This window comes from Pedobacter sp. Leaf216, assembly GCF_001421515.1.
Classification (GTDB): domain Bacteria; phylum Bacteroidota; class Bacteroidia; order Sphingobacteriales; family Sphingobacteriaceae; genus Pedobacter.
Genome location: NZ_LMKM01000023.1, coordinates 393,436 through 406,599, shown reverse-complemented (window position 1 = coordinate 406,599; position 13,164 = coordinate 393,436). Strand labels below are relative to the sequence as shown.

At 43.4% G+C, this 13,164-nt stretch carries 1 pseudogene; it reads left to right on the top strand.

The window, feature by feature from the left end:
- Window positions 1-59: 59 nt before the first annotated feature.
- Window positions 60-13,153 (top strand): annotated as a pseudogene (locus ASE74_RS25525) (Calx-beta domain-containing protein); the annotation flags it as partial.
- Window positions 13,154-13,164: the final 11 nt, after the last annotated feature.

Sequence of the window (13,164 nt, the reverse complement as noted above, 5' to 3'; positions counted from 1 at the left end):
TGACTTTCACAGCTGCAACGAACAACCCGAACATCACGGTAACCCCTTCAAGTGCCACGGTGAACATTGCCGATGACGATGTGGCTACCGTAAGCATCTCTGCAACACCAATAAGTTATGATGAAGCTAGTGGCAATGCAACATTTACAGTTACCTTAAGCAAAGCGATTCAAAATTCTTTCACTGTTGATTATGCAACTGTAGATGGTACAGCGAAAGCAGGCACAGATTATACAGCTAAAAATGGCACCATAACTTTCCCTGCGGGATCAGCAGCTGGTGCTATTCAAACCTTTACCGTTGCCATTACAAACGATAATGTAGTTGAGCCAAGCGAAACTTTCTCGGCAACGTTAAGTAATCCGATAGGAAACATAGTTACAATTGCAACTGCAACCGCTACGGCAACCATTACCGATAATGATACTTCAGTAGCCACAATTACTGCAGGTACCGCCGGTAATGAAAATGGACCGGTTAACGGAACGTTCAATGTAACTTTAAGCAATCCATCATCAACCGATACGCAGATTACCTATACATTAGGTGGAAGCGCGACTGAGGGTAGCGATTATACTGCCATTACAACCAAAACCATTACCATTCCAGCTGGTCAAACCACAGGAACAATTACTATACCTGTTAAAACGGATTTAGTAGTAGAAGGCACAGAAACGGTTATTGCTAATCTTGTTTCTACCAATAGCGCTTTGGTAAGTATTACTACTGCTCCAGCAGATAAAACAGCTACAATTAATATTCTTGATAACAATACTGCAACGGTAAGCATCTCTGCAACACCAACAAGCATTGATGAAGCAACTGCAACCGCAACTTTTACAGTTACTTTAAACGCTGCCGTACAAAATGCATTTGATGTTAATTATACCACAACAAATGGTACTGCAATTGCCGGCTTAGATTATACTGCAACAAGTGGAACATTAAACTTCCCTGCAAATTCTGCAGCGGGTACTACTAAAACTTTCACTGTTCCAATCATTAACGACAATACAGTTGAACCGAGCGAAACATTTAATGGTACATTAACTAGTGTAACAGGAAATTTAGTAACCATTGCAACTGGCAGTGCTACAGTAACCATAACCGATAACGATACATCGGTAGCTACAATTACCGCAGGTATTAATGGCAATGAAACTGGGCCGATAAAAGGAACATTTACCGTAACACTAAGCAACCCGGCATCTACCGATACACAGCTTACTTATGTGTTAAGTGGATCGGCCACTGAAGGAAGTGATTATACCACTATAACAACCAAAACCATTACCATTCCAGCTGGTCAAACTACCGGAACAATAACCATTGATGTTTTAGCAGATGCACTAACCGAAAATACAGAAACGGTAATTGCAACTTTAGGCACCTCAAATAATGCAGTAACAGTAAATACGTCTCCTGCCAGTATCAATATTATTGATGCGAATACCTCGAGCATAAGTATTTCTACCACGCCTACAGTAAACGAGTCAAATGGTACAGCAACTTTTACTGTAACCTTAAATAATGCTGTTCAAAATGCTTTCAGTGTAAATTACAGCACAGCTGATGGTACTGCAACAGCAGGATTGGATTATACGGCTACAACCGGAACGTTAAACTTCCCTGCAAACGCTGCAGCAGGAAGTACTTTAACTTTTACTGTTCCGATAAACAATGATAACATTGCCGAAGCAAACGAAACCTTTACTGCTACATTAAGCGGTATTACAGGTGGGGTAGTGGTAATCAGCAATGCTACCGCCACTGCAACCATTGTAGATAACGATGCTGCAACAGTTTCTATTGCGGCAGGTACAGCTGGTAACGAAAACGGACCTGTAAACGGCACTTTCAATGTAACTTTAAGTAATCCATCATCAACAGATACGCAAATTACCTATACATTAGGTGGTAGCGCAACTGAGGGTAGCGATTATTCAACTATTGTTACAAAAACCATTACCATCCCAGCAGGGCAAACTACCGGAACGATAACCATTCCGGTATTAACCGATAACCTGGTAGAAGGAACAGAAACCGTAGTAGCCACCTTGGTAGCTACAAACAGCGCATTGGTAACAGTAACACCAACACCTGCTAATAAAACGGCAACAATTAACATTGCCGATAATACCACTGCTACAGTAACCGTAGTGGCTACCACCAATGGAGCAGAACCGAATACACAAGGTTTATTTACCTTTACATTAAGTAACGCATCAACAACTGATACACAGCTTACTTATACCGTAACCGGAACAGCTACAAGCGGAACAGATTATATCTCTATAGGTACAACAGTAACCATCCCGGCCGGACAAACCACTGTAACGGTACCTGTTTTGGTACAGGATGATACTTTTGCAGAGTCGACAGAAACGGTGATTTTAACATTAGCAGCTGCGACCAATAATCCGGCTATTACAGCAAGTACCGCTCCTGCAACTGTAAACATTAGCGATAACGACAATGCAACAGTTGCCGTTAATAATGTAACCGTAGTAGAAAATGCAGGCAATGCAATATTTACAGTAACCTTAACCGGTAACGTACAAAATGCATTTACAGTAAATTATACAACAGCCAACGGTACAGCCCTCGCAGGTACCGATTATACCGCAACAACTGGTAGTGTAACCTTCCCTGCCGGATCGATAAGTGGTGCAACACAAACTTTCAGCATTCCGGTTGCGAATGATAACATTGCCGAACTCGCAGAAACTTTCACGGTAACATTAAACAGTGTAAGTGCAGGTTCGGTGGTAACAATACCTGTGGCAGGCGCAACAGGAACTGCAACCATTACTGATGATGATGCTGCAAGTGTGGCCATTAACAGTGTTTCTGCCCTAGAAAGTGATGGCAACATGACTTTTACGGTAACTTTAACGGGAAATGTACAAAATGCAGTTTCAATTAATTATACCACTGCCGATAATACTGCAATAGCAGGAGCAGACTACACCGCTAAAACTGGTGTGGTTACTTTCCCTGCCGGATCTGTTTCTGGTGCTACACAAACCATATTGATCCCGGTTACGGATGATAACATTACCGAAAGTCCTGAAAGCTTTAAAGTAACTTTAAGCAATGCAACTGCTCCGGTTACCATAACGCAAGCTGAAGGAATTGGTACCATAAATGATAATGATGCAGCAACAGTTAGTATTTCTGCTACGCCAACAAGCGTTAATGAGGCAAATGGTACTGCAACATTTATAGTAACCTTAAGCAACGCTGTTCAGGCTGGTTTTAGTGTAAATTATGCCACATCGAACGGAACAGCTACATCAGGCAGCGATTATACGGCAACAAGCGGAACATTAAACTTCCCTGCCGGATCGGCCGCTGGCACAACCTTAACCTTTACCGTTCCGATTATAAACGATAATATAGTAGAGTTAAACGAAACATTTAACGCTACAATAAGTAATGTATCTGGTAATTTGGTAAGCATTGCAACCGCTACTGCAAGCGTAACCATTACCGATAACGATACTGCGGTGGCCACCATTACACCAGGCACAGCAGGTAATGAAAATGGACCTGTAAACGGTACATTTACAGTAACCATAAGTAATCCATCATCAACCGATACGCAAATAACCTATACTTTAGGCGGAACGGCTACGGAAGGAAGCGATTACTCAAGCATTGTAACCAAAACCATTACCATCCCGGCTGGGCAAACCACCGGAACGATCACCATTCCGGTATTAACCGATAATATTGTAGAAGGTACAGAAACTGTGATTGCTACATTAACTGCCACAAATAATACGGCGGTAACGGTGAGCAACAGCCCTGCAACCATTAACATTAACGACAATACTACTGCCACTGTATCGGTTGCGGCAACTGCAGATGGTGCTGAACCAACTGTACCAGGCAGATTTACCTTTACCTTAAGCAATGTATCTACAACAGATACTCAAATTACTTATGCTGTAAGTGGTAGTGCTACCAGCGGGCTGGATTATACATCAATCGGCACAACGGTAACCATCCCTGCCGGACAAACCACTGCAACAATTAACGTTCCGGTATTGGAAGATAACATTATAGAGGGGAACGAAACCGTAATTATAACCATGAATGCGGCAACAAGTAATCCATCGGTTACTGCAAGTACTAGTCCGGCAACAGTTAACATTACCGATAATGATACTTCTATTGCCACCATTACGCCTGGCACTCCTGGTAATGAAAATGGACCTGTAAACGGAACATTTACCGTTACGTTAAGTAAACCATCATCAACAGATACGCAGGTTACCTATACTTTAGGTGGCTCAGCGACTGAAGGAAGTGATTACTCAACCATCGTAACCAAAACCATTACCATCCCGGCAGGCCAAACCACCGGAACGATTACCATCCCGGTATTAACCGATGCAATAGTAGAAGGTACAGAAACCGTAACTGCAACATTGGCTACCACGGGCAATCCATTGGTAACAGTGAGCAATATGCCTGCAAGTATCAATATTCTTGATAACAATACGGCAACGGTGAGTATTTCTGCTGCTCCAACAAGTATTAACGAGGCAGCTGGAATGGCAACCTTTACCGTAACTTTAAGTGCAGCAGTTCAAAATGCATTTACAGTAGATTATGCTACAACTAACGGAACAGCAACTGCTGGTGCGGGATTGGATTATACTGCAACAAATGGAACCTTAACATTTCCAGCGGGATCTGCCGCCGGAACAACCTTAACATTTAACGTTCCTGTAAACGATGATAACCTGGTTGAGCCAAGCGAAACATTTACTGCTACATTAAGCAACCCAACTGGCGGTTTGGTAACCATTGCAACAAGTTCGGCTACTGTAAGCATTACCGATAACGATACTTCGGTTGCAACCATTACTGCCGGTATAAACGGAAATGAAACTGGCCCCGTTAATGGAACCTTTACCGTAACCTTAAGCAATCCATCTTCTACAGATACGCAGATTACTTATACTTTAGGTGGAACGGCAACTGAAGGCAGCGATTACTCAAACATTGTTACGAAAACCATTACCATCCCGGCAGGTCAAACCACCGGAATGATTACCATTCCGGTATTAACTGATGTCTTTACTGAAAGTATTGAAACGGTAATTGCTACGCTCACCGCTTTGGGCAACCCATTGGTAACTTTTAGCACAACACCTGCAACAATCAATATTCTTGATGCCAATACGGCAAGTGTAAGTATTTCTACCACGCCTACAGTAGATGAAGGTGCTGGTACAGCAACATTTACAGTAACCTTGAATAATGCAGTTCAGGATGCATTTAGCGTTAATTATACCACTGCAAATGGTACTGCCCTTGCAGGAATAGATTATACTGCTACAACAGGAACATTAAATTTCCCTGCCAATGCAGCAGCCGGAACAACTTTAACATTCACTGTTCCGATTAACGACGATAACATTGCCGAGCCATCAGAAACCTTTACCGCAACATTAAGTGGTATTACTGGTGGAGTGGTACTAATTAGCAATGCCACAGCAACGGCTACTATTGTAGATAACGATGCCTCAGTAGCTACCATTACAGCTGGTACCCCAGGAAATGAAAACGGACCTGCAAATGGAACCTTTACCGTAACATTAAGCAAACCATCATCAACTGATACACAGCTTACCTATACTTTAGGCGGAACAGCAACTGAGGGTAGTGATTACTCGACTGTTGTTACCAAAACAATCATTATTCCTGCCGGACAAACCACCGGAACGATTACCATTCCTGTATTAACTGATAATTTGGTAGAAGGTACAGAAACTGTTATTGCAACCTTAACTACATCAGGTAATCCACTGGTAAGCATAAGCAATACACCTGCTACCATTAACATTGCCGATAATACAACAGCAACGGTAACCGTAGCAGCCACCACAGATGGGGCGGAGCCAGGCACACCAGGATTGTTTACTTTTACATTAAGTAATGCATCAACTACTGATACGCAGATTACTTATACCGTAACCGGAACAGCAACCAGCGGCTTAGATTATACTGCAATTGGTAACATAGTAACCATCCCGGCCGGCCAAACCACCGCAACGGTAAGTGTACCGGTATTGAACGATAACATTGCTGAAGGTACAGAAACGGTTATTTTAACCATGACTGCTGCAACAAACAATGCGTCAATTACGGCAAGCAACAGCCCTGCAACGGTTAACATTACGGATAACGATACCTCAGTTGCCACCATTACCCCAGGCACACCTGGTAACGAAAACGGACCTGCAAACGGTACATTTACTGTAACGCTAAGCAACCCATCATCACAGCCAACAACTATAACATATACGTTAAGCGGAACAGCGGTTGAGGGCAGCGATTACTCAACCATTGTTACCAAAACAATCACCATACCAGCCGGGCAAACCGTTGGAACCATTACCATTCCGGTATTAGCCGATAATTTGGTTGAAGGAACCGAAACGGTTATTGCCACTTTAATTACTTCAGGCAATCCGTTGGTAACCGTAAGCAATACACCTGCAACAATTAATATTGATGACAATACCACAGCAACTGTAACGGTAGCTGCAACAACCAATGGCGCAGAACCTGCAACACCAGGCTTGTTTACCTTTAGGCTAAGCAACGTATCTACAACCGATACACAGATTACTTATGGCGTAACCGGTACAGCAACAAGTGGAACAGATTTCACGGCGATTGGTACTACGGTAACTATACCTGCCGGACAAACCACTGCAACTGTGAGTGTGCCGGTACTTGATGATAACATTGCCGAAGGTACAGAAACGGTTATCTTAACCATGATTGCCACTACCAGCAATGGCGCAATAACGGCAAGCACAACACCAGCTACAGTTAACATTACCGATAACGATACCGCTGTGGCCACAATAGCCGCAGGAACAAACGGTAATGAAAATGGCCCTGCAAACGGAACATTTGTGGTAACATTAAGTAATCCTTCAGCGCAGCCTACCACCATTACGTATACTGTAACAGGAACGGCAACTGAGGGAAGTGATTATGCTGGCATTGTAACCAAAACCGTTACCATCCCGGCCGGACAAACCACTGCTACCATTACCATCCCGGTATTAACCGATAATTTGGTAGAAGGAACAGAAACAGTTATTGCTACATTAACTGCTTCTACAAACCCACTGGTAACGGTAAGCAATAGCCCGGCTAGCATTAACATTGCAGATAATACTACCGCAACAGTTAATGTTGCAGCAACCGCAAATGGGGCAGAGCCAGGCACACCTGGTCAGTTTACTTTTACCTTGAGTAATGTATCTACAACAGATACGCAGATTACGTACTCGGTAACCGGAACAGCCACCAGCGGATTGGATTATACTTCAATTGGTACTACCGTAACCATCCCGGCGGGCCAAACTACGGCAACCGTAAGCGTGCCGGTATTGAACGATAACCTGGTAGAAGGAACTGAAACTGTAATATTAACCATGGCTGCAACAACAGGCAATGCTTCTATTACCGCAAATACAACACCAGCTACAGTTAACATTACTGATAATGATACCGCAATTGCGACCATTACACCAGGAATAACCGGTAATGAAAACGGCCCTGTTAACGGAACATTTACAGTAACCTTAAGTAATCCATCATCAACCGATACACAGATTACGTATACTGTTGGCGGAACAGCAACCGAGGGAAGTGATTACACGCCAATTGTAAAAACCATTACCATTTTGGCCGGTCAAACTACCGGAACCATAACCATTCCGGTATTAACTGATGCCGTGGTAGAGGGAACAGAAAACGTAGCCATTACATTGGCAGGCACAAATAATCCGTTGATTAATGTAAACACTACGGCTGCCAGTATCAATATTCTTGATAACAGTACAGCATCTGTAAGCATTTCTACCACCCCGGTGATAAATGAAAACGCAGGAACAGCAACCTTTACCGTTACCCTAAGTGCAGCGGTACAGAACGCATTCAGTGTTGATTATAAAACAACAGATGGTACAGCAACGGCAGGTTTGGATTATACCGATGCAACCGGAACTTTAACCTTCCCTGCAAATTCACCAGCCGGAGCAACATTAACATTCACTGTGCCAATTAACGATGATAATATTGTTGAAGGATCAGAAACTTTTGGTGCTACCCTGAGCAACGTAAGCAGTACCTTGATAAGCATTGCAACGCCAACAGCCAATGTTACCATCACCGATAATGATACTGCTGTAGCCAGTATTGCAATGGGTTCTAACGGTAATGAAAGTGGTCCGGTTAACGGAACATTTATTGTAACCTTAAGTAATCCATCGGCTACTGATACGCAGATTACCTATACACTAGGTGGTACAGCAACCGAGGGTAGCGATTACACAACTATTGTAACCAAAACAATTACCATTCCTGCAGGTCAAACTACCGGAACGATTACCATCCCTGTTATTGTAGATGCAGTAGCAGAAAGTATCGAAACGGTTGTAGCTACCTTGGGTACAACAAACAATCCAGCGGTTACAATAAATACAACTCCTTCAAGCATCAACATCCTTGATGCCAACACGGCCAACGTAAGTATTTCAATCAATGCGGCAAGCATTCCTGAATCAGTTGGTACGGTTACTTTATCCGTAACGTTAAATATTGCGGTTCAGAACGGCTTTACAGTTGATTATGCAACGGCAAACGGAACAGCCCTATCAGGATTGGATTATACCGCAACTAGCGGAACTTTAACATTCCCTGCAAACTCACCTGCAGGTACCGTGCTTAATGTTGTTATTCCAATTACCGACGATAACCTGATAGAAAGTTCAGAAACATTTAATGTTGGATTGAGTAATGTTGTAGGTGCTGATGTAGCCATTGGCGCAAGTCCGGCTACAGTAACCATTGCCGATAATGATAGCGCTGTTGCTACCATTACAGCAGGTACCAATGCAAATGAGAATGGCCTGGTTAATGGTGTGTTTAATGTAACATTGAGCAACCCATCGGCTACCCCAACTACATTAACATTTACCCTAACCGGAACTGCAACAGAAAGTGCCGATTACAGTGCAGTTACCAAAACCATCATTATTCCTGCGGGAGCAACCACAGCTACCATTACCATTCCGGTGATGGCAGATGCATTGGCCGAAGGTACTGAGACAGTAATTGCAACGTTAACCGCATCAAGCAATCCAGTAATTACCATTAACAACACACCGGCAACAATCAATGTGATTGATGCAGATGCTGCAACCGTAAACATTTCTACCACACCGGTAATTAATGAAAATGCAGGCACGGCTACGTTTACCGTAACCTTAAATAATGCTGTTCAAAATAGCTTTAGTGTAAATTATGCTACAGCCAATGGTACTGCAAATTCAGGATTGGATTATACCGCAACAACAGGAACATTAACTTTCCCTGCAAATGCTGCGGCAGGATCTACTTTAACTTTTACTGTTCCGATTAATGATGATAATTTGGTAGAACCAGCTGAAACTTTTAGTGCATCATTAAGTGGTGTAACAGGAGGGGTGGTTACCATTGGTACATCGCCAGCAACCGTAACCATTACCGATAACGATACCTCGGTAGCCAGCATTACTGCGGGTACAAACGGAAACGAAAATGGGCCGGTAAACGGAACATATAATGTAACCTTAAGTAATCCTTCATCAACAGATACACAGATTACCTTTACGGTTGGTGGCACTGCAACTGAAGGAGGCGATTATACCACGATTACCAAAACCATTACCATCCCGGCAGGTCAAACCACAGGTACAATTGCTATCCCGGTAATTAGCGATAACATTGTAGAAGGAAACGAAACTGTTATTGTTACGTTAACCAACACCAATAATCCTTTAGTAACCGTAAACAATACACCAGCAACAATCAATATTCTTGATAACAATTCGGTAACGGCAAGTATATCAGTAATACAAACCAGCGTAAACGAAGCTGCCGGAACAGCAACCTTTACCGTAACCTTAAGTGGTGCGGTGCAAGATTCTTTCAGTGTTGATTATACCACAGCTGATGGAACTGCAAAAGCAGGACTTGATTACCTGGCCACCAGCGGAACATTAACCTTCCCTGCAAATTCTGCAGCTGGCGCAAGTTTAACCTTTACCGTTCCGATTATTGATGATAATATTGTTGAGGGTGATGAAATCTTTAACGGTATCATCAGTAACGTAACGGGCGGTTTGGTAACCATTGCAAATGGTACCGCTCCGGTAACCATTACCGACAACGATTCGTCGGTAGCTACCATAACTGCCGGAACAAACGGAAGTGAAAACGGACCAGTAAACGGAACATTTACGGTAACGCTAAGCAACCCGGCTTCAACAGATACCCAGCTTGCTTATACTTTAGCAGGTTCTGCGATTGAGGGTAGTGATTACACCACAATTGTAACCAAAACCATTACCATCCCGGCAGGCCAAACCACAGGAACAATCATGATTCCGGTATTGCCTGATGCTATAGTAGAAGGAACAGAAACTGTTATTGCTACATTGGTAACATCTGGTAATCCATTGGTAAGCCTGAGCAATACACCTGCAACCATTACCATTGCCGATAATACCGAAGCAATTGTAACAGTAGCGGCAACAGCAGATGGTGCAGAACCTGCTACCCCTGGAAGGTTTACCTTTACGTTAAGCCAGGTAGCTACAACAGATACACAGATTACTTATACAGTAAGCGGAACAGCAACCAGCGGGACTGACTATACTGCAATTGGCAATACGGTAACCATTCCGGCTGGCCAAACCACGGCAACAGTCTCGGTACCGGTATTGAACGATAATATTGTAGAAGGCACTGAAACGGTTATCTTAACCATGAACGCCACCACAAATAATGGTTCGATCATTGCCAGCACTACACCTGCTACGGTGAATATTACCGATAACGGTTCGTCAATTGCTACAATAACTGCCGTAACAAATGGTAACGAAAACGGTCCGGTAAACGGAACATTCACAGTTACGCTAAACAATCCGTCGGCTACCGATACCCAGCTTAGTTATACCTTTACCGGTACAGCAACTGAAGGTGCAGATTACAGCACAATTGTAACCAAAACCATTACCATCCCTGCAGGTCAAACCACCGGAAATATAACCGTCCCGGTATTGACTGATGCCTTGGTTGAGGGTACAGAAACAGTTGTTGCCACACTGGTAACTTCGAGCAATCCTCAAATTACTGTTAGTAACGTTCCGGCAACCATTACCATTGCCGATAACAATACAGCCACGGTAAGTATTGCTACAGCAGCAACTGTTAACGAAGCAGCAGGAACAGCTACATTTACGGTAACTTTAAGTGCAGCCGTACAGAATGCATTTAGCGTAGCATATACCACTACTGATGGCACGGCCAAAGCAGGTTTGGATTACACCACTAGCAGCGGAACATTAACATTCCCTGCCGGATCAGCTGCTGGTGCAACGTTAAGCTTTACCGTTCCGGTAAATGATGATAACATTGTTGAAACGAACGAAACTTTCGGTGCAACAATCAGTAATGTGAGCAGTAACCTAATCAGCATTGCCACAGCTACAGCAACCACTACCATTATTGATAACGATACATCGGTAGCTACCATTACCGCTGGAGTTGATGGTAACGAAAACGGACCGGATAACGGAACTTTTACCGTAACATTAAGCAATCCGTCATCAACTGATACGCAAATCACTTATACTTTAGGTGGTACAGCAACAGAAGGTAGTGATTACTCAACAATCGTTACCAAAACCATTACTATCCTGGCAGGGCAAACCACAGGAACAATTACTATTCCGGTATTAACCGATGCAGTGTTAGAAGGTAATGAGACGGTTGTAGCTACTTTAACTGCTTCTGCAAATCCGGCAGTAACAGTAAGTAATGTTTCAGCAAGCATTAACATTGCCGATAATAATGATTCAACGGTGAGCATTGCAACAGCTCCAACGGTTAACGAATCGGCAGGAACAGCTACCTTTACCGTAACATTAAGTGCAGCAGTTCAAAATGCATTCAGCGTTGATTATGCAACAAGCAATGGAACGGCAACAGCCGGACAGGATTATACAGCAACCAGCGGAACATTAACTTTCCCTGCAGGTTCTGCTGCCGGCGCAACCTTAACATTTACTGTTCCGATTAATGATGACAACACCGTTGAAACCAGCGAAACATTTAACGCAACCATTAGTAACGTAACAGGTAATTTGGTAACCATTGCCACAAACTCGGCAACTACCACAATAATTGACAATGATACTTCGGTAGCAACCATTACAGCAGGAACAGATGGTAACGAAAATGGCCCTGCAAATGGCACTTTCACCATTACACTGAGCAAGCCATCTGCAACTGATACCAAGCTTACTTATGTACTGGCAGGTAGCGCAACTGAAGGCAGCGACTATAGCGCGATCGTAACCAAAACAGTTACCATCCCGGCTGGTCAAACCACTGCAACAGTTACCATTCCGGTATTGAGTGATGCACTTGTAGAAGGTACAGAAACTGTAATTGCAACGCTAACCGTTTCCGATAATCCTGTGGTAAGTGTGAGCAGTGTTCCTGCAAACATCAATATCCTGGATGGAACAAATGCAACTGTTACTGTAACGGCAACTGCTGATGGTGCTGAGCCAGCAACTCCTGGTCAGTTTACCTTTACTTTAAGCAATGTATCAACAACTGATACGAAGATAACTTATACGGTAACAGGAACAGCAACCAGCGGTGCAGATTATACAACAATTGGTACTACTGTAACTATCCCACCGGGACAAACAACAGCAACAGTTTCGGTGCCGGTACTTGATGATAACATTAACGAAGGAAATGAAACGGTGATACTTACAATGAATGCAGCAACAAATAATGCATTGATTACCGCAAGTATAACGCCTGCTACAGTTAACATTAGGGATAACCGTTCGCCAGTGGTTACTGCTCCGGCGGTTACAGGCAATGAGGATTCGCAAATCAACGGCACCATTACCGCTACCGATGCTGATGGCGATCCACTTACTTTCACAGTGGCTACACCTCCAGCACATGGAACAGTTGTGATAAACCCTGACGGTACTTATACGTATACTCCGGCACCAAATTACAACGGTACCGATAGCTTTACGGTAACNACATGGAACA